The 24,886-nt window shown below is 65.2% G+C and carries 27 protein-coding genes; 11 read left to right on the top strand and 16 right to left on the bottom strand.

Annotated elements, in window-relative coordinates; all coding sequences use genetic code 11:
* The first annotated feature begins 5 nt into the window (after positions 1 to 5).
* Genes G6N44_RS13620 through G6N44_RS13635 form a run of 4 tightly spaced genes read left to right on the top strand, consistent with a single transcriptional unit; the run spans position 6 to position 3,013 of the window.
* Complete coding sequence (locus G6N44_RS13620) at positions 6 to 527, top strand: DUF2505 domain-containing protein (RefSeq protein ID WP_179964524.1); 522 nt, start codon at positions 6 to 8, stop codon at positions 525 to 527.
* Positions 502 to 1,308, top strand: a complete 807-nt coding sequence (locus G6N44_RS13625; protein WP_163669914.1) for a class I SAM-dependent methyltransferase — start codon at positions 502 to 504, stop codon at positions 1,306 to 1,308. Before G6N44_RS13620 ends, G6N44_RS13625 begins: the two co-directional genes overlap by 26 nt.
* A 5-nt stretch (positions 1,309 to 1,313) precedes the next feature.
* The gene (locus G6N44_RS13630; protein WP_163664758.1) at positions 1,314 to 2,129 is read left to right on the top strand and encodes a carbon-nitrogen hydrolase family protein; all 816 of its coding nucleotides are present in this window, start codon (positions 1,314 to 1,316) and stop codon (positions 2,127 to 2,129) included.
* The gene (locus tag G6N44_RS13635; protein ID WP_163664759.1) at positions 2,126 to 3,013 is read left to right on the top strand and encodes an LmeA family phospholipid-binding protein; all 888 of its coding nucleotides are present in this window, start codon (positions 2,126 to 2,128) and stop codon (positions 3,011 to 3,013) included. The genes G6N44_RS13630 and G6N44_RS13635 overlap by 4 nt, the downstream gene beginning before the upstream one ends.
* A 7-nt stretch (positions 3,014 to 3,020) precedes the next feature.
* Here G6N44_RS13635 and deoC read toward each other — a convergent pair whose 3' ends face one another.
* The 6 genes from deoC to G6N44_RS13665 form a co-directional block, all read right to left on the bottom strand.
* On the bottom strand, positions 3,021 to 3,704 hold the full coding sequence (gene deoC, locus G6N44_RS13640; RefSeq protein ID WP_179964581.1) for a deoxyribose-phosphate aldolase: 684 nt from the start codon (positions 3,702 to 3,704) through the stop codon (positions 3,021 to 3,023).
* Complete coding sequence (locus G6N44_RS13645) at positions 3,701 to 4,120, bottom strand: DUF2599 domain-containing protein (RefSeq protein WP_163664761.1); 420 nt, start codon at positions 4,118 to 4,120, stop codon at positions 3,701 to 3,703. The genes deoC and G6N44_RS13645 overlap by 4 nt, the downstream gene beginning before the upstream one ends.
* Positions 4,121 to 4,124: 4 nt before the next feature.
* Positions 4,125 to 4,409, bottom strand: a complete 285-nt coding sequence (locus tag G6N44_RS13650; protein ID WP_163664763.1) for a DUF2516 family protein — start codon at positions 4,407 to 4,409, stop codon at positions 4,125 to 4,127.
* A gap of 79 nt (positions 4,410 to 4,488) precedes the next feature.
* Complete coding sequence (locus G6N44_RS13655; RefSeq protein WP_163664765.1) at positions 4,489 to 5,115, bottom strand: heparin-binding hemagglutinin; 627 nt, start codon at positions 5,113 to 5,115, stop codon at positions 4,489 to 4,491.
* Between the two features lie 60 nt (positions 5,116 to 5,175).
* Positions 5,176 to 5,580, bottom strand: coding sequence for a helix-turn-helix domain-containing protein (locus tag G6N44_RS13660; protein WP_163664767.1), 405 nt, complete (start codon positions 5,578 to 5,580; stop codon positions 5,176 to 5,178).
* Between the two features lie 88 nt (positions 5,581 to 5,668).
* Entirely contained in the window at positions 5,669 to 7,012 is a 1,344-nt protein-coding gene (locus G6N44_RS13665; RefSeq protein WP_163664769.1) for a DUF445 domain-containing protein, read from the bottom strand.
* A 106-nt stretch (positions 7,013 to 7,118) separates the two neighbouring features.
* Between G6N44_RS13665 and G6N44_RS13670 the strand changes: the two genes are divergently transcribed.
* Together G6N44_RS13670 and G6N44_RS13675 are read left to right on the top strand one after the other, a co-directional pair.
* On the top strand, positions 7,119 to 7,823 hold the full coding sequence (locus G6N44_RS13670) for a TetR/AcrR family transcriptional regulator (RefSeq protein ID WP_163664771.1): 705 nt from the start codon (positions 7,119 to 7,121) through the stop codon (positions 7,821 to 7,823).
* 4 nt (positions 7,824 to 7,827) lie between these two features.
* Positions 7,828 to 8,694: a polyphosphate kinase 2 family protein gene (locus G6N44_RS13675; RefSeq protein WP_163664773.1), complete on the top strand. Its 867-nt coding sequence runs from the start codon at positions 7,828 to 7,830 to the stop codon at positions 8,692 to 8,694.
* A gap of 56 nt (positions 8,695 to 8,750) precedes the next feature.
* Here the strand turns inward: G6N44_RS13675 and G6N44_RS13680 are convergent, their stop codons facing one another.
* The 4 genes from G6N44_RS13680 to G6N44_RS13695 all read right to left on the bottom strand — a co-directional run bounded on the left by G6N44_RS13680 (position 8,751) and on the right by G6N44_RS13695 (position 13,175).
* Positions 8,751 to 9,626, bottom strand: a complete 876-nt coding sequence (locus tag G6N44_RS13680) for a cyclopropane mycolic acid synthase family methyltransferase (protein ID WP_163664775.1) — start codon at positions 9,624 to 9,626, stop codon at positions 8,751 to 8,753.
* Positions 9,627 to 9,776: 150 nt separating this feature from the next.
* The gene (locus G6N44_RS13685) at positions 9,777 to 10,637 is read right to left on the bottom strand and encodes a 3-hydroxybutyryl-CoA dehydrogenase (protein ID WP_163664777.1); all 861 of its coding nucleotides are present in this window, start codon (positions 10,635 to 10,637) and stop codon (positions 9,777 to 9,779) included.
* A gap of 150 nt (positions 10,638 to 10,787) precedes the next feature.
* Positions 10,788 to 12,074 carry an isocitrate lyase gene (gene aceA, locus G6N44_RS13690; protein ID WP_163664779.1) on the bottom strand — a complete coding sequence of 429 codons (1,287 nt, stop codon included), beginning with the start codon at positions 12,072 to 12,074 and terminating at the stop codon, positions 10,788 to 10,790.
* Between the two features lie 279 nt (positions 12,075 to 12,353).
* Positions 12,354 to 13,175: an acyl-[acyl-carrier-protein] thioesterase gene (locus G6N44_RS13695; protein ID WP_163664781.1), complete on the bottom strand. Its 822-nt coding sequence runs from the start codon at positions 13,173 to 13,175 to the stop codon at positions 12,354 to 12,356.
* Between the two features lie 121 nt (positions 13,176 to 13,296).
* Here G6N44_RS13695 and ramB point away from each other — a divergent pair, with 121 nt between their 5' ends.
* A complete protein-coding gene (gene ramB / locus G6N44_RS13700; RefSeq protein ID WP_163664783.1) occupies positions 13,297 to 14,712 on the top strand; it encodes an acetate metabolism transcriptional regulator RamB in 1,416 nt (471 codons plus the stop codon).
* 120 nt (positions 14,713 to 14,832) lie between these two features.
* Positions 14,833 to 15,384 carry a carboxymuconolactone decarboxylase family protein gene (locus G6N44_RS13705; RefSeq protein ID WP_163664785.1) on the top strand — a complete coding sequence of 184 codons (552 nt, stop codon included), beginning with the start codon at positions 14,833 to 14,835 and terminating at the stop codon, positions 15,382 to 15,384.
* Between the two features lie 106 nt (positions 15,385 to 15,490).
* Here the strand turns inward: G6N44_RS13705 and G6N44_RS13710 are convergent, their stop codons facing one another.
* The 5 genes from G6N44_RS13710 to G6N44_RS13730 are packed head-to-tail and all read right to left on the bottom strand — an operon-like array spanning position 15,491 to position 18,497.
* Positions 15,491 to 15,760: a hypothetical protein gene (locus tag G6N44_RS13710; RefSeq protein WP_163664787.1), complete on the bottom strand. Its 270-nt coding sequence runs from the start codon at positions 15,758 to 15,760 to the stop codon at positions 15,491 to 15,493.
* Positions 15,757 to 17,163, bottom strand: coding sequence for a dihydrolipoyl dehydrogenase (lpdA, locus tag G6N44_RS13715; protein ID WP_163664789.1), 1,407 nt, complete (start codon positions 17,161 to 17,163; stop codon positions 15,757 to 15,759). The genes G6N44_RS13710 and lpdA overlap by 4 nt, the downstream gene beginning before the upstream one ends.
* 30 nt (positions 17,164 to 17,193) lie before the next feature.
* On the bottom strand, positions 17,194 to 17,697 hold the full coding sequence (locus G6N44_RS13720) for a hypothetical protein (RefSeq protein ID WP_235683027.1): 504 nt from the start codon (positions 17,695 to 17,697) through the stop codon (positions 17,194 to 17,196).
* Positions 17,690 to 17,968, bottom strand: a complete 279-nt coding sequence (locus tag G6N44_RS13725) for a putative holin (RefSeq protein ID WP_179964525.1) — start codon at positions 17,966 to 17,968, stop codon at positions 17,690 to 17,692. The genes G6N44_RS13720 and G6N44_RS13725 overlap by 8 nt, the downstream gene beginning before the upstream one ends.
* Before the next feature lie 34 nt (positions 17,969 to 18,002).
* Positions 18,003 to 18,497: a DUF779 domain-containing protein gene (locus G6N44_RS13730; RefSeq protein WP_163664791.1), complete on the bottom strand. Its 495-nt coding sequence runs from the start codon at positions 18,495 to 18,497 to the stop codon at positions 18,003 to 18,005.
* A 67-nt stretch (positions 18,498 to 18,564) separates the two neighbouring features.
* On the opposite strand from G6N44_RS13730, the gene G6N44_RS13735 reads away from it, so the two are divergent.
* The 3 genes from G6N44_RS13735 (at position 18,565) to G6N44_RS29500 (ending at position 23,452) form a co-directional block, all read left to right on the top strand.
* Positions 18,565 to 20,565, top strand: a complete 2,001-nt coding sequence (locus G6N44_RS13735; RefSeq protein ID WP_235683028.1) for a prolyl oligopeptidase family serine peptidase — start codon at positions 18,565 to 18,567, stop codon at positions 20,563 to 20,565.
* 455 nt (positions 20,566 to 21,020) lie between these two features.
* Positions 21,021 to 23,147: an ATP-binding protein gene (locus tag G6N44_RS29495; protein WP_163664793.1), complete on the top strand. Its 2,127-nt coding sequence runs from the start codon at positions 21,021 to 21,023 to the stop codon at positions 23,145 to 23,147.
* Between the two features lie 8 nt (positions 23,148 to 23,155).
* Positions 23,156 to 23,452, top strand: coding sequence for a response regulator transcription factor (locus tag G6N44_RS29500; RefSeq protein ID WP_163664795.1), 297 nt, complete (start codon positions 23,156 to 23,158; stop codon positions 23,450 to 23,452).
* Between the two features lie 39 nt (positions 23,453 to 23,491).
* Here G6N44_RS29500 and G6N44_RS13750 read toward each other — a convergent pair whose 3' ends face one another.
* Positions 23,492 to 24,883 carry an aldehyde dehydrogenase family protein gene (locus tag G6N44_RS13750; RefSeq protein ID WP_163664797.1) on the bottom strand — a complete coding sequence of 464 codons (1,392 nt, stop codon included), beginning with the start codon at positions 24,881 to 24,883 and terminating at the stop codon, positions 23,492 to 23,494.
* Positions 24,884 to 24,886: the final 3 nt, after the last annotated feature.

A 24,886-nucleotide genomic window follows, 5' to 3' on the forward strand; every position in this document is an offset into this window, starting at 1 on the left:
TAACCATGAGCCGATCCCGGCAGACAACGATGCCGTTCGACGCACCCGTGGAAACCATCTACGCCGTGTACGCGAACGCCGCGTACTGGCAGGCCATGATGGACCGCTACGACAACCTCACTCCCGGAAAATCCGACCTCACGGCCTTCAACGCCGACGAGAGCGGGATCGAGGTCGAGTTCCGGCAGGTGCTGCCGCGCGCGGAGCTGCCCGCCATCCTGCGGTCGGTGATACCGCTCGATATGGCCATCATCCGCAAGCATTCTTTCGGCCCCTTCGACCCGAACGGCGCGGGCCGCGCGAGTGGCCACTACACCGCGTCCGTGTCACACGTGCCGGGGCGGCTCGATGGCCGCTATGTGTTCACCGAGGTCTCGGCGGGCAGCCGGCTGCAGGTCGACAGCACGTGCAAAGTGCCGATGCCGCTGATCGGGGGCAAACTCGAAGACCTGGTCCTGCAGTCCGTCAACGACGTGTTCACGATCGAGGGGGCGTTCACCGCTGAGTGGATCGCCGAGCACGTCTAAACCCGTCGGAGCGGTCACCCGGGGCACCACCGGGTACAACCGGCTGCGCCGCAGCGACCGTTGGCTGGCGCACTCGCCGCGGGTGCGCAGCGTGCTGCGCGCCGCCGCCGATCCGCTGGTGGTCGACCTCGGGTACGGGGCGCTGCCGGTGACCACGCTCGAATTGGCCGCGCGGCTGAGATCGATCCGCGACGGTATCCGGGTAGTAGGCCTGGAGATCCACCCCGAACGTGTGGCCACCGCACGCGCGCTGGCGGGCAGCAGCGACGTCCACTTCGCCCTCGGCGGGTTCGAGTTGGCCGGGCTGCGTCCGGTGCTGGTGCGGGCGTTCAACGTATTGCGCCAGTACCCGGTCGAGGCGGTACCCGAGGCCTGGGCGGCGATGTCGCGCCGGCTCGCGCCCGGCGGGCTGATCCTCGACGGAACCTGCGACGAGTTGGGCCGCCGATGCTGCTGGGTGTTGCTGGACACCGACGGGCCGGTGAGCCTGACCCTGGCGTGTGACCCGCTGCGCATCGAGCGTCCGTCGGACCTGGCCGAACGGCTGCCCAAGGTGCTCATCCACCACAACGTCGAAGGACAGCCGATCCACGCGCTGCTCGGCGCGGCCGACCGCGCCTGGGCCAGCGCGGCCGGACACGGGGTGTTCGGGCCGCGGGTGCGCTGGCGGGCCATGGTGGAGTTGTTGCGCGCCGAAGGGCTTCCCGTCGCCGCACCGCGCCGTCGGATGCGGGACGGGATACTCACGGTCCCGTGGGCAGCCGTCGCGCCACTAAGCTGAACCACATGCGAATCGCCCTGGCGCAGATCGCGACCGGCACAGATCCGTCGTCGAATCTGGCGCTGGTCGACGAGTACACGCGGCGGGCCGCCGCTGACGGCGCCCGGTTGGTGTTGTTCCCCGAGGCCACGATGTGCCGGTTCGGGGTGCCGCTGGGCCCCGTCGCCGAGGATCTCGACGGGCCGTGGGCGACGGCGGTGCGTGACATCGCCGCGCAGGCCGGGGTCGTCGTGGTGGCCGGGATGTTCGTCCCCAGCCAGGACGGGCGGGTCACCAACACCCTGATCGCCACCGGGGGCGGGGTGAACGCGCACTACCACAAGATCCATCTCTACGACGCCTTCGGATTCACCGAATCACGCACTGTGGCACCGGGTTTCGAGCCGGTGACGATCACCGTCGACGACGTCACCGTCGGCCTGAGCACCTGCTACGACATCCGGTTCCCGGAGCTGTACGTGGAGCTGGCCCGTCGCGGCGCCCGACTGATCACCGTGCACGCCTCGTGGGGATCGGGACCCGGCAAGCTGGAGCAGTGGACCCTGCTGGCCCGGGCCCGCGCGCTGGACACCACCGGATTCATCGCCGCGGTCGACCAGGCCTATCCGGGCGAGGACATCGCCAAGGCCGGGCCGACCGGTGTCGGCGGCAGTCTGGTGACCTCCCCCACCGGCGAGGTTCTCGCCGCGGCCGACGCCGACCCGCACCTACTGGTCTACGACGTCGACCTCGATGCCGCCAACCAGGTCCGCGACACCATCGCGGTGCTGCAGAACCGCTCACAGTTCGCTCAGTCCGATAGGGCACAATCGCTGGGGTGACCGATCCCTGGGCTCGCCCAACCGACCAGTCCCCGCCAGCTCCTTCGGCGGACGTGCCGCCGCAGCCGCCGACGCCTGAGCAGCCCGGGCAGCCGGTATCCGACGCTCAGCAGCCGCAGGACACGTCGGCCCTGGCGAAGGTCAAGAAGCTGCTGTCGGATCCGTTGTCGGTGGTACTGGTCTTCGTGATCGTGCTGGCACTGGTCGCGGCCGGCGTACTCGGCGGCGAGCTGTATGCCCGCAACCGTGCCGACAAGATCGTCGCCTCGATCGTGGAATGCGTCGTCGGGGACGGCGCGAAGGCCTCGTTCGATCCGCTGCCGCCGTTCCTCATGCAGCACGTGACCGGTCACTACACGAACATCAACGTCGAGACCGCGGGCAACCAGATCCGTGAGGCCAAGGGCATGAAGGTCAAGCTGGACATCCGGGACGTGCGGGTGAAGGAAACCGCCGACGCCAGCGGCACCGTGGGCTCGCTGGTCGCCAACATCGACTGGAGCACCGACGGCCTCCGCGAGACCGTGGGCGACATGGTCCAGCTGCCGTTCATCGGCTCGGCGATCTCGGATGTGCGGACCAACCCGTCCAAGGGCACCATCGAACTCAAAGGCCTGCTCGGCACCATCACGGCCAAGCCCACGGTGGTCAACAAGGGCATCTCGCTGCAGATCATCGACCTGAGCGCGATCGGCCTGTCCTGGCCGCGGGAGACCCTGCAGCCGATCCTGGACAAGTTCACCGCCCAGCTGACCGAGAACTATCCGATGGGGATCCACGCCGACAGCGTGCAGGTCACCGACAGCGGCGTGCAGGCGAGGTTCTCCGCGACGAACGCGTCGATGCCCAAGCCCACCGACGACCCCTGCTTCGCGAAGCTGTAGCCCGGCCCTAACCGGCGAGGCCGTCGAGTACCGCCCGGGTGCCCGACAGGCCGAGCCGGGTGGCCCCGGCGTCGAGCATCGCCACCGCCGTCTCGGCGGTGCGGATGCCGCCGCTGGCCTTGACCCCGACGCCGTCACCCACCGCGCGCGCCATCAGTTCGACAGCACGGGTGGAGGCGCCCCCGCTGGGATGGAAGCCGGTGGAGGTCTTGACGAAGTCGGCCCCGGCGCCGACGGCGGCCCGGCAGACGTCCTGCAACAGCGCCTCGCCGGCGAACTCCAGCAGCGCCGCGGACTCGACGATCACCTTGAGCGTGGCACCGGGTACTGCCGCGCGCACCGCGGCGACCTCGGCAGCGATCGCGTCCAGGTCGCCGGTCAGCGCGGCCCCGACGTCGATCACCATGTCGATCTCGACGGCGCCCGCGGCCGCGGCCAGTTGCGATTCGCGGGCCTTGATCTCGGCCAGGTGTTTACCCGAGGGGAAACCGGACACCGCGGCCACCGCCAGGCCGCCCGGGGCGACCGCGGCCGCGGCGGACACCAGCGACGGCGACACGCAGACCGAGAACACCCCGAGGTCGGCGCCCTCGGCCACCAGTTTCTCGACGTCGACCACGGTGGCTTCCGGCTTGAGCAGCGTGTGGTCGACCAGTGCGGCGACCTGAGCCCGGGTGTAGCTGCCCATCAGAACGGTTCCTCACTGCCGCCGGGATTGCATCCGCCGGCCAGCATCACCTCGGGGGCGACCTCGGGCCGCCACGGCTCCAGATTCCAACTGGTCTTACCCGGCTCGACGAGTTCGGCGAACGTCCAGTGGCACAGGAACTGCGCACGCATCCCCGGAAGGTCTGCATCCGGGGCCAGGGCCAGCACCTGGGCCCAGGCCTGATCGGCGTCCGCGGCGTTGCCGGGCTGACGGGTGAGCGCCCGCGCGGCGTCGGTCGGATAGACGCGCAGGCTGGACAGGTCGCCCCATTTCGCCCATTCGACGTGGTCGACGTAGCTGTGCTCGAGGCCGGGCTCGGCGGCTGCGCAGGGCACGAAGGTCAGGGTCGCGCTCAGCGTCAGGCACACCGCGCCGAGTGCGGCCAGTGGCGAACGCATCGGGTCAGTGGGACTTTCCCTGGATTTCGAGCAGCTTTGGCCGCACGTCGACGAGGTAGACACCGGTGGCGCAGGCCGCGATGACGGGGATGAACACCCCACCCACCAGCAGCGTCAGCACCGCGCTCACACCCAGGATGGCCAGCCATACCGGCTTGGTGAGCTTGCCGGTGGCCGTATAGGCGTCGGGACGCTGCCGGGCCGCATGCACGAAGGCGTACACGGCCGCGAGAACGACCAGATAACCGAGCGCCAAAATAATGAGGCCCGCAAGGTTGGCGAGTTGCACCTCACCAGCCTATGCGGGCCTCATCGTCAGCGTCGACCGCCCAGGGCTCAGGTCCCTGTGAACACGGTCTCGACCGGTACTACTTCTGGGTGACCTTCTTGGCCGGAGCCGCGGTCTTCTTGGCAGCCGGGGTGGCGGCCTTCTTGGCGGGCGCCTTCTTGGCGGGTGCGGCCTTCTTGGCGGGAGCGGCAGCCGGTGCTGCGGCCTTCTCGACCTTCTTCGGCAGCTCCACGCCGACCAGCTTGGCGGCACGCTCGCCGACCGCGCGGGTCTGGGTCGCCACGGTGCCCAGGGCCTCCTGGGTCAGCTCGACGGCCTGGTCGGTGTAACCCTCGACCCGGTTGGCGGCTTCCTCGATGGCCGGCTGGTTGCGCAGGCGCTCCAGCGCCGCCTCGCCGCGCTCGACCAGCTTGTTGTAGGTCGCGGTGGCCTGATCGGCGTAGCCCTCGGCGGCCTTGCGCAGTTCGTCGGAGGAGAGCTTGTCGCGCAGCTCGTCGAACTGGACCGGCAGGTCTTCCTGCAGCTTGGTCAGCCGGGCGCGGCCTTCCTCGACGCGGGCCTCGGCGTCGGTGCGCGCATCCTCGGCACGCTCACGCAGGCTGGCGACGATCTCGTTGACCGTGGCCAGGGCCAGATCGGCAGCGCCGACGGCGGCCAGCAGCGGGGCCTTGAGGTCTTCGATGGTGGGCTGAGTCTTGTCGGTCATGCGAATTTCCTTTCCCAGGATGACTTTCGTGCGAATAGTTATCGGTTAGCTGATGAGGTGTCAGTCAGTCGGTTCAGATGTCTGCTCCTCATCTGCTTCGGCTTCGTTCTGCTGCCGGAACGATGTGTAGATATCGAGCAGCACCTGCTTCTGCCGCTCGGTGATCCCCACGTCGTTCACGATGGCGTCGCGGACCTCGCTGGGCTCGCTGGGCTCCAACATCCCGGCGCGCACATAGAGGACCTCGGCGGACACCCGAAGTGCCTTCGCGATCTGGTTGAGCACGTCGGCGGAAGGTTTCCGCAACCCTCGTTCGATCTGGCTCAGGTACGGGTTGCTGACACCGGCCTTCTCGGCCAACTGCCGAACTGACACCTGCGCCGCCTCACGCTGGGCTCGGATGAAGCTTCCGATGTCCTGCGCAGCGCTGGAGACGACAGCCGCGAGATTTTCGTCTTGCGCCATGTCATTCCCCTCGTAGGCCTGTATCCGTTAACGACACAATTCACGCTACGACGGGGTGCTAACTTTTGCAAGCACTAGTTAGCGCAGGTCAGAAGAGTAGTTGGGCTACCGAGTAGATGATCAGACCCGCCAACGCGCCCACCACGGTGCCGTTGATCCGGATAAACTGCAGGTCACGGCCCACATGGAGCTCGATCCGGCGACTCGCCTCGTCCGCATCCCAGCGTTCGATGGTCTCGGTGATGATTGCTGTGATTTCGGTCCCATACTCTGCGACCAGGTGTTTTGCCCCTCTGATGATCCAGTTGTCGACCTTGTCGCGTAGCTCGGCGTCGTCACGCAACGACTCCCCGATGCGCATCACCGAGTCGGCGATCCGGGTACGCAGCGCCGAGGACGGGTCGTCCACCGACTCCAGGATGATCCGCTTCGCCGCCGCCCACGCAGTCTCGGCCGCCCGCGCCACCTCGTCGCGGCCCATGATCTGTTCCTTGACGTTCTCGGCGCGCTGAATCGTCGCCTCGTCGTTCTGCAGGTCGTCGGCGAACTCGAACAGGAACCGGGTGGCCGAGCGGCGCAGTTCGTGGTCGGGGTTGCGGCGTACCTTGTCGGTGAAATCCATCAGCTCCCGGTGGATCCGCTCGCCCACCAGGTGATCCACCCAGCGCGGCGACCACGTCGGAGAATCCCGCTCGATCACCCGCTCGATCACCTCACCGGAGTTCAGCGACCACTGGAACGCCCGATCGCACAACAGCTGGATCAGCGCTTCCTGACGGCCCTCCTGCAGCAGCGTGGAGAGCACCCGGCCGATCGGCGGGCCCCATTTCGGGTCGGCGATGCGCTTGACGATCATCCGGTCCAGCACGTGCTGGACGTCCTCGTCGCGCAGCATCTCGACCCCGACCCGCAGCACGGTCGACGCCTCGGCGGCCACCCGCTCGGCATGCGGACGGTCGCACAGCCACTTGCCCAACCGGCCCGCCACCTCGGCGTCGTGCAGTTTGGTCGCGATCACCTCGGGAGACATGAAGTTCTCCCGGACGAACGTTCCCAACCCCTCGCCCAGCTGGTCCTTCTTGCGCTTGATGATGGCCGTGTGCGGGATGGGGATACCGAGTGGATGCTTGAACAACGCGGTCACCGCGAACCAGTCGGCGAGCGCGCCGACCATGCCGGCCTCGGCTGCCGCGCGAACATATCCGATCCACGGCGCCGGACCCCCCGGTCCCGCTCCCCGCGACTGCGCCCACGTGCACAAAAGGAAGATCACGGTAGCGCCGACCAGGAAGCTCAGCGCTACCAGCTTCATGGTCCGCAAACCCCGTAGCCGTTCGGCGTCGGCAGCGCTGTCCGCACCGGCCAGCGTCTCGGCAAAACTCTGCCGCGGGCCCGTATGCGCGCGGGCTCCCGCGTCGGTTCGATGTGCCACGATTCCATCTTGCGCTATCGCCGCGACTGACGGTCCGACCCTCAGGCCCGTATCCGCAGATTCGCCGTAGTATCAAGTGGAACTAGGGAATGGGACTACTGCGACTGTGGCACAGCAGACTCCGCCGGCGACGGTGAAGACCGATGGACGGAAGCGGCGCTGGCACCAGCACAAGGTGGAGCGGCGCAACGAACTTGTAGACGGCACCCTGGAAGCGATCCGGAGCCGGGGCAGCAATGTCAGCATGGATGAGATCGCCGCCGAGATCGGCGTGTCCAAGACCGTGCTGTACCGCTATTTCGTCGACAAGAACGACCTCACCACCGCCGTGATGATGCGGTTCGCCCAGACCACGCTGATCCCGAATATGGCTGCGGCCCTGTCCTCGAACCTCGACGGTTTCGACCTCACCCGCGAAATCATCAAGGTGTACGTGGAAACCGTTGCCGCCGAACCCGAGATCTATCCGTTCGTGATGGCGAACAACTCGGCCAGCAAGAGCAAAGCCGTCGCCGATTCCGAGCAGATCATCGCGCGCATGCTGGCCGTGATGCTGCGCCGTCGGATGGCCCAGGCCGGGATGGACACCCGTGGTGCCGAGGCGTGGGCGTTCCACACCGTCGGCGGGGTGCAGCTGGCCACCCACTCCTGGATGTCGAACCCCCGGATGACCGCCGATGACCTGATCGACTACCTCACGATGCTGTCCTGGAACGCACTGCGCGGCATCGTCGAAGTGGGCGGATCGCTGGAGAAGTTCAACTCGCTGCCCCACCCGTCACCGGTTTTGCCGCCACAACTGCTTGACTGAGCGGGTGAACGACAACGACCTGCCTGCCCTGTGGACCCACGAACCACACGACGAATTGGTCTTCCGCCCAGGCGACGAAGTCGCACGTATCGACGCACACGGCACACCGGGATTCCGCGGGAACAAGAGCGACGCACCCACCCTGCAGATCGAGCGCAACCTGCGGTTCGCGTCGCTGCAGGAAATGCTCTACGCCCGCAGCAAGAGTGGTGACGACAACCGCTCGGTGCTGTTGATCCTGCAGGGCATGGACACCGCAGGCAAGGGCGGCATCGTCAAACATGTTGTGGGAGCTGCAAATCCGCAAGGTATCCGATACACCAGCTTCGGCAAACCGACGGAGGAGGAACGGGCCCACCATTATCTGTGGCGGATTCGCAACGCCCTTCCGCCGGCCGGACACATCGGGGTGTTCGACCGTTCGCACTACGAGGACGTGCTGATCGTCCGCGTGCACAACCTGGTGCCGCCGGATGTCTGGGGCACCCGCTATGACGAGATCAACACCTTCGAACGCGAATTGGTCGATGCCGGCACCACTCTGGTGAAGGTGGCCATGTTCGTCTCACTCGCCGAGCAGAAGCGCCGGCTGGCCGAGCGGCTCGAACGGCCCGAAAAGTACTGGAAGTACAACCCGGCCGACATCGACGAGCGCCTGCTGTGGCCCAAGTACCAGGAGGCCTACCAGGCCATGCTGGAGAAGACCTCGACCGACTACGCACCCTGGCACATCGTGCCGTGTGACAAGAAGTGGTACAGCCGGCTTGCCATCACCGAACTGCTCATCGAGGCGCTCAAAGGCCTCAACATGGCGTGGCCGCCGCCGGACTTCGACGTAAAGGTGGAGAAGAAGCGGTTGGCTGAGGCCTAGCTTCTCGCACAAACAAAAGCGCCCCCGACCGTGTCGGGGGCGCTTTTGGAAAGAAACTACTTGACCAGCGTGAACTGGCCGATGTTGGTGATGCCGCGACGGAAGAAGTCGGCGCAACCGGTCAGGTACTTCATGAACCGGTCGTACACTTCCTGACCCTGCAGTGCGATGGCCTCGTCCTTGGCCGCCTCCAGGTTGGCCGCCCACATGTCCAGCGTGCGCGCGTAATGCGGACGCAGCAGGTGGGTGCGCTCCAGCTTGAAGCCCGAGTCGTCGGCGAGCTTCTCGATGTCCTCGACCGCAGGCAGCTGCCCACCGGGGAAGATCTCCTCACCGATGAACTTCATGAACTTCAGGTCGCTGATCGTCAGCTTGATGTTGTTCTCACGGAAGAACTGCTGGGTGTGCGCCAGGATCGTGTGCAGCAGCATGCGGCCGCCGTTCTCCGGCAGGATGCTGTAGGCCCGCTCGAAGAAGATCGGGTAGCGCTCCTGCTTGAACGCCTCGAAGGCGCCGATCGAGACGATGCGGTCGACGGGCTCGTTGAACTCTTCCCAGCCCTGCAGCCGGATCTCGACGTTGCGGTTGGTGTCGATCTTGGCCAGCCGCTTGCGGGCGTAGTCCGACTGTTCCTTGCTCAGCGTGATCCCGATGACGTTGACGTCATGGTTGATCAGCGCACGCTCCAGCGCACCACCCCAGCCGCAGCCGATGTCGAGCAGGGTCATACCCGGCTTGAGGTCGAGCTTGCCCAGGGCCAGATCGAACTTGGCGTTCTGCGACTCCTCGAGGTTCATGTCCTCGCGCTCGTAGTAACCGCAGGTGTAGCCCATGGTCGGCCCGAGGAAGAGGGCGAAGAACTCATTCGAGATGTCGTAGATCGACTGCGACTCCTCGTAGTACGGAGCAAGATCGGACTCGACATTAGACATACGAAAAATTACCTCTTTGCGTTTCTGCTGCTGACGACCCATGGTTTGGGGCCGCCTCCTGGTTTACATGCAGACTCTATAGAGCGAGCCAACAGGCCCCACTGTGGGTAGACTAGCTAAGCCTCGGCCATAGTGCCAGCGCGGCCATTCTCAGTACTTGTAAAAGCCCTGGCCGGATTTTTTGCCGAGCTGTCCCGCCTCCACCATGCGCAGCAGCAGCGGCGGTGCGGCGTACAGCGGCTCTTTGAACTCGTCAAACATCTTGTCGGCGATGAGCTTGAGCGTGTCCAACCCGACCAGATCGGACAGCCGCAGCGGCCCCATCGGGTGAGACAACCCGGCGACCACAGCTTTGTCGACATCGTCAATTGTGGCAAAGCCACCTTCGACCATCCGGACCGCCGCCAAGAGGTACGGAACCAGCAACGCGTTGACCACGAAACCGGACCGGTCAGAACAACGCACAACCTGCTTCCCGAGAACCGTGCCGGCGAATTCCTCGACACGCGCAGCGGCCGCGTCAGCGGTCACCAGGGTGCTGACCAATTCGACCAACGGCAAAACCGGAACCGGGTTGAAAAAGTGCAGGCCCAACACCCTGGCAGGATTCTGGGTAGCCGCTGCGAGTTTCATGATCGGGATGCTCGAGGTGTTGGACGCGAGCACCGCGTCGGGGTCGGTGATCACGCGATCCAGATCGGCGAAGATCTTTGCCTTGACGTTTTCGTCTTCGATCACGGCCTCGATGACCAGTTGCCGGTCGGCCAGATCGTCGATCGTGGTGGTGAACTTCAGCTTGTCCAGCGCGGCGTCCTTCTCCCGCTCGGTGACCTTGCCCGCGCTCACCGCGCGCTCGAGTGATTTGGTCATGCGGTTGCGCCCCGCGGTGACCAGGGCGTCGGAGGTCTCGAACACCAGCACGTCCACGCCGGCACGGGCGGACACCTCGGCGATACCCGCGCCCATCTGGCCGGCACCGATCACACCTACACGTTCAATTTGATTGCTCATAGTTGTCCTGTCCTCCTCGCGTGCGGGACGTTCACTTTCTCACTACTCGAACAACGCAACAGGCCCCGCCCAAGAATTCTGAGCGGGGCCTGCGCTGTCAACCTTCAGAGGTTCTCAGTGGCTCCGGCTGGTCGGTTCCACTTCGCAAGCTCAGTGGAACTGACCCTCTTCGGTGGAACCGGCCAGCGCGGTGGTCGAGCTGGTCGGGTCAACCGTGGTGGCGATCCGGTCGAAGTAGCCGGCGCCGACCTCGCGCTGATGCTTGGTGGCGGTGTAACCGCGCTCCTCAGCGGCGAACTCGCGCTCCTGCAGGTCGACGTAGGCCTTCATCTGCTCGCGGGCGTAGCCGTGGGCCAGGTCGAACATCGAGTAGTTGAGGGCGTGGAAGCCGGCCAGCGTGATGAACTGGAACTTGAAGCCCATCGCGCCCAGCTCGCGCTGGAACTTGGCGATGGTGTCGTCGTCCAGGTGCTGCTTCCAGTTGAACGACGGCGAGCAGTTGTAGGACAGCATCTGGTCCGGGAACTCGGCCTTGACGCCCTCGGCGAACTTCTTCGCGAGCTCGAGGTCCGGGGTGCCGGTCTCCATCCAGATGAGATCCGAGTACGGCGCGTAGGCCTTGGCGCGGGCGATGCACGGCTCGAGGCCGTTCTGCACCCGGTAGAAGCCTTCCTTGGTGCGCTCACCGGTGATGAACGGGCGGTCGCGCTCGTCCACATCGGAGGTGATCAGGGTCGCGGCCTCGGCGTCGGTGCGGGCGATGACCAGGGTGGGCACGTCGGCCACGTCGGCCGCCAGACGGGCGGAGGTCAGGGTGCGGATGTGCTGCTGGGTGGGGATCAGCACCTTGCCGCCGAGGTGGCCACACTTCTTCTCCGAGGCCAGCTGGTCTTCCCAGTGCGAACCGGCGACACCGGCGGCGATCATGGCCTTCTGGAGCTCGTAGACGTTGAGTGCACCACCGAAGCCGGCCTCACCGTCGGCGACGATCGGGGCCAGCCAGTTCTCGACCGAGGTGTCGCCCTCGACCTTGGCGATCTGGTCGGCGCGCAGCAGCGCGTTGTTGATGCGGCGGACGACCTGCGGCACCGAGTTGGCCGGGTAGAGGCTCTGGTCGGGGTAGGTGTGGCCGGACAGGTTGGCGTCACCGGCGACCTGCCACCCGGACAGGTAGATGGCCTTCAGGCCGGCGCGGACCTGCTGCACAGCCTGGTTGCCGGTCAGCGCGCCGAGCGCGTTGACGAAGTCCATGTCGTGCAGCTGATCCCACAGCACCTCGGAGCCGCGGCGGGCGAGGGTGTTCTCCTCGACGACGGAGCCCTGCAGGGCAACCACGTCGGCCGGGGTGTAGGTACGGGTGATGCCCTTCCAGCGGGGGTTGTGATCCCAGTCGTGCTGGATCTGCTCCGGTGACTTGGGGGTGCCCACGGTCGACATAGGACTGCTCCTTCGGTTTGTTTCAGTCGCCCTAGTTCCACCGCCGCGTCGTTCGCCTCGTTGATTGCTAACGTCGGGGCGGCTTCACTGGATTGCTAACCAGACCATGTCACAGCCCATATCCGCAGGTCCACCCGTTTCAGTTGCCAAGTTTAGCCAAAGCGCTTAGTTAACTTGCAAAGATTGCGAAGAAATATGATGGCTGTACCGGTTCAGAAGCTACCAACAGGTAGCTCAAAGTCGCAGGTCAGTACGCTCGTACTGTTAAACCGGGATGGGTCAGAGCGAGAACAGTGATGCGATCGCTTTTGTCTCGTCGCCGACGGCATATGTGAGCGTTCTAACAGTGCGGTCGGAGAGCTCTTCGCCGAATTTGTCGGTCGATCCGGCGGGGTGGACATGCGACAGGATCTCGAGCTTCTCGCCGAGGGCCACCGCGGCATCGTGCTCGATGGTCACCCGCAGCGGCTTCTCCAGCAGATCGGGATGGGAGTACAGGTAGTCCTCGATCACCGTCCAGTAGACCGAGTTGTTCATGTGGTCGAACAGATCGATGTCGGACACCCGCACCGGGTACTCGCGAATCTCGGCGGCGTCCTCACGACTGCCGGCCTTCAGGTAGGACTTCCAGCGCAGCCGGGACTCGTCGGTGGTGCGGCGCAGGCCGGACAGGAAGTCGTCGGAGATCCGGGAGGGCCCCTGCGTGTCGCGGTTGATGTGGATCCAGAATGCCTCGGACTCCATCAGGCCGCCCTTGCGTCCGTCGATACGCACCCGCATCTCGCACCACCGGTTGGACGTACCCGAACACCACCGCCGCATCCGCAGAATGTCACCGCCCTCGATGGGCCGGATCAGATCGATCATCGTGCGCCGCACGATCCACGCGGGGTGGACGTCCTCGTATCCCATCTCCCGCAACTGGTCCTGGCCGACGTCCTGAATGTGCCTGCACGCGCCGTCGAACCGCAGTCGGCCGGTGCGGTCGACATCGGCCATCCGCAGCGGCCATTCCACGTCGAAGACGTCGGGATGGGGATCGGGCACCGGCATCATCACCTTGTTCAGCCCGGTGGTCGTTTTCTGCACGGCGTCCGTCATGATCATCTCCCCAGTCAGCTGTCGCCTGAGCCGATCATGCCAGGCAGCCCGATACTGCCAGTACCGACTGATCTGCCAAGAATGCAAAGACCGCCTTCACACGCTTGTTAGGCTCGTTGACGTGGCAAAAACGTTCGTCGGGTCGCGGGTGCGGCAACTACGGAGCGAGCGTGGATTCAGCCAGGCGGCGCTGGCCCAGATGCTGGAGATCTCCCCCAGTTACCTCAATCAGATCGAGCACGACGTACGGCCACTCACCGTCGCGGTGCTGCTGCGCATCACCGAGGCGTTCGGGGTGGACGCGACGTTCTTCGCCCCACAGGACGACACCCGGCTGGTTGCCGAGATGCGTGAGGTCGCGATGGACCGCGACCTCGGCGCAGACATGGATGTCACCGAAGTCGCCGACCTGGTGGCGGCCCACCCGAATTTTGCCCGGGCGATGGTCAACCTGCACCGGCGATACCGGTTGACCACCACACAATTGGCGGCCGCCACCGAAGACCGCTATTCCGACGGCAGCGGCAGCGGTTCGATCACCATGCCGCACGAGGAGGTGCGCGACTACTTCTACCAACGGCAGAACTACCTGCACGAGCTCGACACCGCCGCCGAAGAGCTGACCGCCAAGATCCGGATGCACCGCGGTGAGCTGGCCGGCGAGCTGGCCAACCGGCTGACCGCCGAGCACGGGGTGCGGATCGTGCGGCGCATCGATCTGGGCGACATCGTGCTGCACCGTTACGACCCGGCCACCAAGACCCTGGAGATGGGCAGCCACCTGTCCCGCGGCCAGCAGGTGTTCAAGATGGCGGCCGAACTGGCCTTCCTGGAATTCGGCGACCTCATCGACAGAATGGTCGACGAGGGAATGTTCACCAGCGATGAATCCCGCACCCTGGCCCGGCTCGGCCTGGCCAACTACTTCGCCGCCGCCACCGTGCTCCCCTACCGCCAATTCCATGACGTGGCCGAGAATTTCCGCTACGACGTGGAGCGGCTGTCGGCGTTCTACTCGGCGAGCTACGAGACCATCGCACACCGGCTGTCCACCCTGCAGCGCCCGTCGATGCGCGGGGTGCCGTTCTCCTTCGTCCGGGTCGACCGCGCAGGAAACATGTCAAAGAGACAGTCCGCCACCGGCTTTCACTTCTCCTCCTCCGGTGGCACCTGCCCACTGTGGAATGTCTACGAGACCTTCGGCAATCCTGGCAAGATCGGCGTGCAGATCGCCCAGATGCCCGACGGCCGCAACTACATGTGGGTGGCTCGCACCGTGGAGCGCCGCGCCTCACGCTATGGCCAGCCGGGCAAGACCTTCGCCATCGGGCTGGGATGCGAACTGCGCCATGCCCATCGGCTGGTGTACTCCGAAGGCCTGGACCTCTCCGGCGAGGTGGCCACGCCCATCGGGTCCGGTTGCCGGGTGTGCGAACGCGACAACTGCCCGCAACGCGCATTCCCCGCACTCGGCAAAGCCCTGGACCTCAACGAACACCGCTCGACCGTGTCGCCGTACCTGGTGCGCGAGCCGTAGCTTCCGTGGCTTGCCCTGCACCGGTTTCTACCTGTCGGCTGTGGAAATCGTCGATCAACAGCCCAGCCGCAGAAACCGGTGCGCTCACCCGGCCACCCCACCTGTGACAGACTCGGCGGGGTGAGTGCACTCGAGCCGGCCCGCATCGCGCCGGGCGGATTCCGCGAGCTGGGCCCGGTCAACTGGGCCATCGCCAAACTGGGGGCCCGAGCCATCCGGGCACCCCGGTTTACCTTGATGAACGTGCTGGGCCAGCACAAGCTGCTGTTCCTGGCGTGGCTGCCGTATTCCGGAATGCTGCTCGGCCCGCTCGGCAAGCTGCCGCGTCAGGACGCCGAGGTGGTCATCCTGCGGGTGGGCCATCTGCGGGATTGCGAATACGAGTTGCAGCAGCATCGCCGGCTGGCCCGTAGCCGCGGCGTGGATGCCGAGACCCAGGCCCGCATCTTCGAAGGCCCCGACGCCGAGGGACTGACCGACCGGCAGCGGGTGTTGATCACCGCGACCGACGAGTTCGTCGTCACCCGGTCGGTCTCGGCGGAAACCTGGGCCGCGCTGTCGGCGATCTTCACCAAGGCGCAGCTCATCGAATTCTGCATGCTGGCAGGCCAATACGACGGCTTGGCCGCCATGATGACGACGCTGCGCATCCCGCTGGACTTCCCGGACTGAGCGATTTCGGCCCACCCCCGGGGCCGGGCCGTTACCGTTTTCTCCCTCTGGGCAGTGGCCGCCGAAAATGCACAACCACGGCGTAGAAATCGGCGCGCCCGAAGGGCTAGAGGTATGTGACGCCCAGCAGTACGAGTGAGAACGCCACCGGGGACACCGGCAATGCCCACAGGAACGCCGCCCAGACCCGGGACTTCTCCCGGTATTTGCGCCGGCCGAAGTACCAGCCTGCGGCACCGCCGATGAAGGACAGGGCCGCCACCAACAGCACCCAGATATTGACCCGCGAGCCCTCGGTCGCCAACGTGATGGCAGCCAGCCACAGAATGTGGCCGGCCACCAATCCGGCTATGCCGGCAACGATTTCGTTTCTCAAAAGTTGATCATGTGGCCGGCCAGACCGTGGAAGCACTCTTGCAGCGCCTCCGACAGGGTCGGGTGAGTGTGCACATTGCGGGCCAGCTCGTTGGCAGTCAGATCCCACTTCTGAGCCAGGGTCAGCTCCGGCAGCAGCTCGGAGACATCCGGCCCGATCAGGTGTCCGCCGATCAGCTCCAGGTGCTTCTTGTCGGCGATCAGCTTCACGAAACCGGTCGGGTCCGCCAAGCCGTGTGCCTTGCCGTTGGCGGTGAACGGGAACTTGACGACGACAATCTCAGACCCTCGTCGTGCCGCTTCTTCTCGGGCCTGCTCCTCGGTGAGCCCGAAGCTGGCCACCTGCGGCTGACAGAACGTGGCGCGCGGCATCATCCGGTAGTCGCCCAGCTCCAGAGTCTCAGCGCCACCGATGGTTTCAGCGGCCACGACGGCCTGCGCCTCGGCGACGTGGGCCAGCTGGAGCTTGCTGGTGACATCGCCGATGGCGTAGATGCCCGGCACGTTGGTGCGCATGTAGTCGTCGATGGCGATGGCGCCGCGGTCGGTGAGTGCAACCCCGGCCGCCTCCAGGCCGAAGCCCTCGATGTTGGGGGCGAAGCCGATGGCCTGCAACACCTTGTCGGCCTGGAGCTCCTCAGTCTTACCGTCCTTGCTGACGGTGACCTTGACCGTCGAGCCGTCATCGGCGATCGCCTCGACCTTTGTGCCGGTGAGAATCTTGACACCCAGCTTCTTGTACTGCTTCTCGATCTCCTTGGAGACCTCGGCGTCCTCGTTGGGCAGCGCGCGCGGCAGGAACTCGACGATGGTGACGTCGACGCCGTAGTTCTTCAGAACGTAGGCGAACTCCATACCGATGGCGCCTGCGCCGGCGATGATGATCGAACCGGGCAGGTCACGCGAGAGGATCTGGGTTTCGTAGGTAACGACGTTGTCGGACAACGAGGTACCCGGCACCAGGCGGGTCGACGATCCGGTGGCGATGATCGCGTTGTCGAAGGTGAGCTCCTCTGAGCCTCCCTCGTTGAGCTTGACCGACATCGCCTTGGGCCCGGTGAAGGCGCCGTAGCCGTGGATCTCGGTGATCTTGTTCTTCTTCATCAGGAAGTGCACGCCGGCGACGCGGCCGTCGGCGACCTTGCGACTGCGGTCGAAGGCGGCGCCGTAATCGAACGTGGCCTCACCGCTGATGCCGAAGGTCTTGGCTTCCTTGGTGAAGATGTGTGCGAGTTCCGCATTGCGCAGCAACGCCTTGGACGGGATACACCCGACATTGAGGCACACGCCACCCCAGTATTTGGGTTCGACAATTGCGGTGTTCAGCCCCAGTTGGGCGGCACGAATAGCCGCGACGTATCCACCGGGACCAGCTCCGAGAACGACAACGTCAAAGTGGGTCACGACCCCACCCTAATGGGCGGCGCAATGGTTCTACCGGGCGATCCAGCCGAACACGTAGGCACCGTAGAAAACCGCCGCGGCGGCCATCGCCGCCAGCGGCGCCGACATCAGTGCCATGGCCAGGGCCGATACCAGGGGTTTGCGCTGAGCCGTCGACGCGACCAGCGCACCGACCGTGATGACGACGACGTAGGCGAGTGCGACGAACACCGGCCAGGTCTTGTCGGCCGACTGGTACCAGTAGTAGTACAGGCCCGCCCCTGCCGCCGCGGAGACGAACCACACCCCGGCCAGGATGCCCACGAACGTCCACCACTTGACCGACAGGTAGGTGCCTTCCACCACGAGAGGCGGGGCCGGGGCGGGCAACGGGGCCGACGGCGCGTCGTCGGAGTCCGTCTGGTCCGGGGTCATGTCCTCCGCGGACGTCGTTTGGACCGGCGCCTCGTCGGCTTCAGCTCTGACGATCTCGTTCTCCCCGGTGTCGAACAGCGGGGAGAAGTCCTTGGTGGAGGTGTCGACGTTCTCAGCCATGGGATGCCAGCTGGATGATCGCCAGCGCGCCGAACCAGCCGGGCGCGATGGCCAGGACGCACGCGCCGAGCGTGGTGACCCACCGCCGACCCGCAACCAGGATCATCAGGATCCCGAGGACACCTGGCACCCCGAGGACGAGCGCAATCACCAGATCGGGTCGGACGGTGACCGTCACCAGCAGTGTCGTCGCGATCCCGGCCAGCAGCCCGACCGCTACGCCGACCAACATCGCGCTGGTCAGCAGCCACGCCCGTGGCAGCGGAATCACCCTTCGACGATAACGCCGCAACCCCCGACGACCGCTACATCTGCGCGGCGCGTCCCCCGGGGACCGGGCAGGCGTCGGCGGCCTCGGCGACGATGTGGCTGCCGGTATCGGGCGGTCGGGCGCCGGCGCCGTACTGCGCGCCGGTCACCGGTGGCTGCTCGGCCACCGCGTCGTTCTCGGCGTCGGTGAAGGCCCGGCCGCGGGACAGGAACCGCATGCCAACGGGTGCTTCCAGGCTGAAGCCACCGCCGCGACCGGGGACGACGTCGATCACCAGTTGGGTGTGTTTCCAGGCTTCGAACTGCGGGCCGGAGATCCACACCGGTACGCCGGTGCCGACGTCGAGGATCGCGAGCAGGATGTCGCGGTCGCCGACGATGAACTCACCGTCGGGGTAACACATCGGGGAGGACCCGTCACAGCATCCGCCGGACTGGTGGAACATCAGCGACCCGTGACGCTCCTGGAGCCGCGCCAACAGGTCGGCGGCAGCGGCGGTGATCAGGGCCCGTGAGGGTGGGTGGCCCATCGCATCCTCGCTTCCGCCGACCGTGGTGTTGTTCAGCTCACAGTACGCGCGCGGTAACAATGGGCGGGTGGCGAAGGACCCTTACCTGTGGCTCGAGGACATCACCGGCGACGACGCATTGGCGTGGGTGCGGGCGCACAACGAGCCGACGATCGCGCAGTTGAGCGGTGAGCGATTCGAGGCGATGCGCTCGGAGGTGCTGGAGATCCTCGACACCGATGCGCGGATCCCCTATCCGGGCCGGCGCGGTGAGTACCTGTACAACTTCTGGCGCGACGAGGCGAACCCGCGCGGCCTGTGGCGGCGCACCACCTTGGAGAGCTACTGCACCGATAGTCCGGACTGGGACGTGATCCTGGATGTGGACGAGCTGGCGCGTACCGAGAACGAGAACTGGGTGTGGGCCGGGCCCGAGGTGATCGAGCCGGAGTACACACTGGCCATGATCAGCCTGTCCCGCGGCGGCGCCGACGCCACCGTGGTGCGCGAGTTCGACATGCGGACAAGGGAATTCGTGTGCAACGGATTCGAGCTGGCCGAAGCCAAGTCCTCGGTGTCCTGGGAGGACGAGGACACCCTGCTGGTGTGCACCGATTTCGGCGAAGGCTCGATGACCGAATCCGGTTATCCGCGCATCGCCAAGCGCTGGCGCCGCGGCCAGCCGTTGGCCGACGCCGAGACCGTGTACGAGGCCGAGCCGACGGACGTGCGGGTGATCGCCTCGGTCGACCGGACGCCGGGGTTCGAGCACACCCGCCTGGGCCGCTACACCGACTTCTACCACCGCATCCGCTACGAGGTTCGTGACGGCGAGTTGATCGAGATCGAGGTCCCGACCGATTCGTCGCTGTCGTTGCACCGCGAGTGGCTGCTGATCTCACTGCGCACCGACTGGCAGGTGGGTGCGGTCACCTACCCGGCCGGAGCCCTGCTTGGCACCAGATTCGATGATTTCCTTTCCGGCACCACCGATCTCACGATGATCTACGAGCCCGACGCGCACAGCAGTCTGTCCAGTGTCCAGTGGACGAGAGACAAGCTGATCCTCATCACACTGCGCGATGTCGCCAGCCACGTCGAGGTCGTCACGCCCGGGACGTGGGAGCGCAGGGACGCACCGGACATTCCGCCTGCGACGGACACCATCGTCGTCGACATCGATCGCGAAGGCGACGAGGTCTTCTACAACTCAAGCGGATTCACCACCCCGTCGAAACTGTTACACGGCACCGCCGGCGGTGCGCTGGTCGAAGTCAAGTCCGCACCGGCGTTCTACGACGCCACCGGCATCGACGTCGAGCAGTTCTTCGCGACCTCCAAAGACGGCACGAAGGTCCCCTACTTCGTCGTGGGGCGCCGTGACGAACCGAGCCCGACCCACCTCTACGGCTACGGCGGATTCCAGAACTCGTTGACGCCGGGGTACATCGGTGGCGCCGGGCGTGCCTGGCTGGAACGCGGCGGCACATACGTGCAGGCCAACATTCGCGGCGGCGGGGAGTACGGTCCGGACTGGCACACGCAGGCGATGCGGGAGAACCGCCACCTGGTGTACGAGGATTTCGCGGCGATCGCCGCCGACCTGGTGGACCGCGGCATCACCACGGTTGCGCAGCTCGGCGCGTCCGGCGGCAGCAACGGCGGTCTCCTCATGGGTGTGATGCTGACGCAGTACCCGGAGCTGTTCGGGGCACTGGTGTGCAGTGTGCCGCTGCTGGACATGAAGCGGTTCCACCTGCTGCTCGCCGGGGCGTCCTGGGTGGCCGAGTACGGCAACCCCGACGATCCGGCGGACTGGAAGTTCATGGCGAAATATTCGCCGTACCAGAATGTTTCGGAGTCAGCGCCATATCCGCCGATCCTGATCACCACGTCGACCCGCGATGACCGGGTGCATCCCGGGCACGCCAGGAAGATGACGGCGGCGCTGGAGGCCGCCGGGCACCGGGTGCTGTACTACGAGAACATCGAAGGTGGCCACGGCGGCGCGGCCGACAACAAGCAGTCCGCGTTCAAGGCGGCGCTGACGTACGAGTTCCTCTGGCAGACGCTGGGGGACCGCGCCTAACCCTGTAGACGACCACCCTGACCAGTTCGAACTCGCAGCTCCCAGCCCGCGATTTCGGTATTGACGATAATTCCTCGCGACCGAAGAATCCTCGCGACTTCATCCAGAAACGCCGGAGCAGAGACAATCTCGGGATCGACCACGACCACGGCTCCGTCGGCCAGTCTGATCAAGGCGCAGTCGAAGAGGAGGCTGGCGATCGCCGAGGGAATCGGGAGGGCTCGCACCCCTCGACCTCGTAGCCTGTCGACCGATGACGCGTTGACCACCAATATCGGCATCGGCTGTTGATCCGTTCGATCAGCATCCAGCCTTTTGGAGACCCTCAAGGCGGATCGAAGGTCGTCGGCCTGGACCAGTACCGGTCGTCGCGTGCTCACACTCGTCGCGATGAAGGAGTATTGGCTCGCGCACCCGGACTGGTCCACGAAAACGGTGATCGAACGCTGTGGACCATGACGATCAATCCGGATATCGCCAAGGAGAATGGGCTCAGCCGTCATCGATCCCGCCTAGAGTTGGAAGTTTTGCACCTAGGTTCCGCAGGCCTGGTGGCGAGGGTTCGCCTGTATCGTTCAGCCTGCCGGAGCAAGCCGGTGTACCACATCCGTGCAATTGCCGAGATACCTACTGAAGCCAACGTCGAGTCCTCAGGGCGTAAAATTCGGCGATGCACGGATCGCGCGCAGCGGAGAGTGAACAACGTTGCCAGTGAAGCGACTTCGTTTATCGGTCGGGCCCATGAGCTCCGAGAGATCCGCGACCTTCTTGTGCGCACCCGCCTCCTCACACTTACCGGCACGGGCGGTGTCGGCAAGACCCGACTCGCCAAGGCAGCCATTGGCGGACTGTACCGATCGTTTCGCGACGGCGCGCGGTTCATCGATCTCGGCCAGGCCTTCGATGACGAAATCATCGTGCGGCTCATCCGGGATGCAACCCCCGGTGTCCGCGACGCGGGCACACTGGTGGCCCAGTTGTCGGACACCGAACTGCTACTCGTACTGGACAATTGCGAGCATCTCATTGAGAAGGTCAGCTCGATCGCTTCGCAGATCTTGGCGTGGTGCCCAAGCGTCGCGATCATCGCCACGACACGGGTTCCGCTTGGCATCACTGGTGAGCACATCATGCGGGTGGCACCGCTCGGCATCGAGTCGGGCGATGTAGATAAGGCCAGCGAATCGGCGAGTCTGTTCATCGACCGGGCCCGGGCCGTCACCGGCCGCGACTTCGATCAGTCGGATCTTGCCGCCGTGAACGACCTTTGCGTCCGCCTTGACGGACTGCCGTTGGCGATCGAACTTGCTGCAATCAAGGCCCGGATCATGTCAGTACCGGAGATCTCGGCCGGCCTCGATCAACGCTTCGACCTCTTGACCGGGGGCCCTCGTGATGCGCCCGTCCGCCATCACAGTCTCAATGCGATGTTGCGGTGGAGTTGGGACTATTGCAGCCCGGAGGAAAGGCGCCTCTGGACGCAGTTCTCCGTCTTCGCGGGAGCGGTGCCAATGGACGCCGTCTCGAGCATATGTGACCTCGGCGGCGCGGACACGACGCGGGTTGTCGATGGACTTGTGCAGCAGTCATTGCTGGCGGTCGAAGACACGCAGCGGGGCATTCGGTTTCGAATGCTAGACACCATACGCGAATTCGGCCGATGGGCCCCGCTCTCGGAGAGTGATCCCGACTCCGCCCTGCCTCCGGTGCGCGTTCGGCATCTGCAGTACTACGCGGATTTCGTTTCGGCCCTTTCGACCGAATGGTTCGGCAGCGCACAGCAAGAGTCGAGCCAGCTTACGGCGGCCAACATCTCCGATCTTCGAGTCGCATTCGAATACGCGCTGGAGAGTGCGGAATTCCATGACGTCGCCGATACACTTTTCTCGGGATTGTGGCTGTTTTGGGTCAGTGCGCGGTTGGCAGAAGGCCGTGCATGGGCCGACAAGCTGCACCGACAATTCCAACGGCTCAACCGTGCTTCGAGCATTGCATCACTGTGGACCGGCGGGTGGATCTCACTGTTGTCCGGCGACATTCCCGGCGCGCGCGATCTAGTCACCGAAGCCGCTGTCCGCGCCGCGGATGAGGGCGACGTCAGCGGGCTCTGCTTGTCGAAGGGGCTGCTTGCGGCTTGCGCGGCCGTAGACGCAGACCTCTCCATCGCCACCGACCAGTACGACCAGGTCGTCGAAGCCGCCCAGAAGGGCGGTGAACCGATGAGTCTGGCTGTCTTGCTGCAGAATCGGGCTGAGGTCAGGTGCTTTGGCGGGGACTTTCGGGGCGCCGAAACGGATTGCGTTCAGGCGGAGATGATCTGCATCGATCACGGCGATGAATGGCTTCTGTTGTACGTACTGTGGGTCAGGACGTTGATCAGTCACCGCCAAGGAGATTTCGTCGCAGCCCGACATCATGCAGTACGCGCGCTACATCTCCGGACCGCTACGGAGAATCAGCACGGGGTCGCTCTCGTTGCCGAGACTCTCGCGTGGACCCTCTCAGAGCAGAACAACTCCAACACCGCCTCGCGCAAGGGGCGGTGTTGGCTATCACGACGCTCCGGCAACTGGCCGATGTGATTGAAGGGGTGTCGACCGCGAGGGAGCCCGCCACCGCACACCAGCTGGACGCCTTTGTCCCCGTGGGCCGTCCCCTCGAATCGACTGCGCTATCGGACCTCACCGACCGCCAATACGAGATTGCGCAGCTTGTCGCCAAGGGTATGACGAACAAGGAGATAGCCGCTGCGCTGGTGATCGGTCGCCGGACCGTCGACACCCATGTGGCGCATATATTGGCCAAGCTCGGGGTTTCCCGCCGGTCGGAGGTGGCGAACCTCGTTGGCGCTGCGGGCGCGGATGCCAGGGATCTACGACGCGCATAGATATCTCGGCTGGAGATCTGGCCCCGCGCTGCCGGTCGGCTACGGTGCTGCGATAAAGATCGTGGAGGGTCTGGTCGATGCATCGAACGCGGCGCGACCGCCGGCGGCCCCCACTCCACTGATCCCGGCTGGTTCATAACATCTATTGACGCTTCCGCCCTGCCACTTGTTCACCCACAGCACACCGACGGGGAGCGTTCCGCTGCGAGTGATGTGTTCGGCGTTGTTGCTGAATAATGTTGCTGCGAGGCCGAACTCGCCTTCAGCGGCCAGCGCAAGAGCTTCGTCGAAGTCATCGAAAGCGATCAGCGGTGCGACCGGACCGAACGTCTCTTCACGCATCAGCAGGCAATCCGATGGTATATCGACCAAGACCGTCGCCGGATAGAAGAATCCCCGCCGGTCCGGCACACTGCCGCCGGCCAGCACCGTCGCTCCCCTGCTGACCGCGTCGTCCACGTGGCGGACGACGACATCTCTTTGATGCCTGTCCACCAGCGGTCCTAGCTGATCAGTCACCGCTCGTGCCTCGGCGGCAAGCGCGGCGGCGAACTCCGTGAAAATTGAGCGGTGTACATAGATTCGCTCGATCGAGTTGCAGATCTGGCCCGTGTTTGCGAAACAACCCACCGCCACCGCGGTGGCGGTATCCGCCACAGAAACATCCTCATCGACGATCGCGGCGTCGTTTCCACCAAGCTCGAGGACCGTGCGGTGAAGTTTGCGAGCGGCTGCGGCCGCCACCGAGCGGCCGGTGGTTACCGAGCCGGTGAAGTGCACCAAACCCACATCGGGATGGTTGGACAGCGGATCGCCTGCACGCCGGTCGCCGAGTAGGAGATTGACCACACCGGGTGGTAAGTCGATGACCTCGAACATTCGTTGGGCGGACAAACTGGCCTTCTCCGACGGCTTGATCACAACGGTGTTGCCGGCTGACAAGATCGCGGCCAGCCCCAGGAGTGTCTGTGCAACCGTGACGTTCCACGGCACGATCTTGGCCACCACGCCGATGGGATTGTGGACCACAAAGCTTCGCCCGTCGGGATGGCTTGTCGATTCTTCTGTGAAGGCGTAGCTGCGCGCGTCGGCAAGTCCTTCACGGAAAGCCGCCAGGCCCGCATCGATGAACATCCGGGCGATGCTGACGGGTTTGCCCATCTCTCGGTGTTCGAGTTCTGCGAGTTCACCAGCGATGGATTCGATGTCAACCGCCATCGCTTCGAGAAGCGCGAGGCGCTCGCCCAACGGAGTGTTACACCAACCGGTTTGGGCTGCCTTCGCCGCTTCCACCGCAGCATCCACGTCAGCACTACAACCCGCAGGCAGCAGCGCCACGACCTGCTCCGTCGATGGGTCCACCGTCTGGAGGACATCACTGGTGTGTGACGGCACCCACTTGCCACCGATGAAGTTGGTGAGTTCAGTCATCAT

The sequence above is a fragment of the Mycolicibacterium alvei genome (assembly GCF_010727325.1).
GTDB lineage: Bacteria > Actinomycetota > Actinomycetes > Mycobacteriales > Mycobacteriaceae > Mycobacterium > Mycobacterium alvei.